This is a genomic window from Streptomyces sp. NPDC049040 (assembly GCF_043197715.1).
GTDB lineage: Bacteria > Actinomycetota > Actinomycetes > Streptomycetales > Streptomycetaceae > Actinacidiphila.
The window spans coordinates 1-1,139 of sequence record NZ_JBICTO010000052.1 but is presented as its reverse complement, the minus strand read 5'-3'; the positions used below and the strand labels follow the sequence as shown (position 1 = coordinate 1,139).

The 1,139-nt window shown below is 65.1% G+C and carries 1 protein-coding gene; it reads right to left on the bottom strand.

The window, feature by feature from the left end; all coding sequences use genetic code 11:
- Window positions 1–1,092: an IS630 family transposase gene (locus ACGFMP_RS37240; RefSeq protein ID WP_393678538.1), complete on the bottom strand. Its 1,092-nt coding sequence runs from the start codon at window positions 1,090–1,092 to the stop codon at window positions 1–3.
- Between the last annotated feature and the right edge of the window lie 47 nt (window positions 1,093–1,139).

Genomic DNA, 1,139 nt, shown 5'->3' with positions numbered 1-1,139 from the left:
CTAGTCTTCTGAGTCGGGAATTCGCTTCAGATATCCGGCGAGGCGTTCGAGGATGTCCTCTGCGGTCTTGGTCCAGATGTAGGGCTTGGGGTTGGTGTTCCAGGTGGTGATCCACTGGCGGATGTCGGTCTCCAGGGCCTGGACGGACTTGTGGACGCCTCGCCGTATCTGCTTGTTGGTCAGCTCGGCGAACCACCGCTCGACCAGGTTCAGCCATGAGGAGCTGGTCGGGGTGAAGTGCAGGTGGAAGCGGGGGTGTGCCAGTAGCCAGGTCTTGACGGCCGGGGTCTTGTGGGTTGCGTAGTTGTCGAGGATCAGGTGCACCGCCAGGCCCTGGGGGACTTCCCTGTCGAGCTTGGCCAGGAACTTCTTGAACTCCTCGGCTCGGTGTCGGCGGTGCAGGGAGCCGATGACCTTGCCGGAGGCGACCTCCAGTGCCGCGAATAACGTGGTGGTGCCCGCGCGCACGTAGTCATGCGTGATCCGTTGCGGGACGCCGGGCATCATCGGCAGCACCGGCTGAGATCGATCCAGAGCTTGGATCTGGGATTTCTCGTCGACGCAGAAGACCAGTGCCCGCTCGGGCGGGTCCAGGTAGAGACCGACGACATCGTGGACCTTGTCGACGAAGTACGGATCGGTCGAGAGCTTGAAGGTCTCGGAGCGGTGCGGCTGCAGGCCGAACGCCCGCCAGACTCGGGACACTGTCGACTGCGACAGCCCGGTCTCCTTGGCCATCGACCGAGTCGACCAGTGCGTTGCGTCCTTCGGGGTGCGCTCCAAGGTTCTGGCCACCAGATCGGCCACCTGCTCATCGGTCACGGTGCGGGGACCGCCTGACCGGGGCATGTCGCCCAGGCCGGCGATCCGGTGCTCCACGAACCGGGCTCGCCACCGCCCCACCGCATGCGGCGTCGAGCCCAGCTCGGCCGCCACGTCCTTGTTCGACGCCCCGGCCGCACAGGCCAGGATGATCCGACACCGCAGAGCCCATGCCTGAGGCGTGGAACGCCGCCGCACCCACCCCTCCAGCGCAGCCCGCTCATCATCCGACAACACCAACTCGGCCTTCGGCCGACCCGTCCGCGCCACAAGCCAAGTCTACAGATATGAACAAAACTCCTGACTCAGAAGACTAG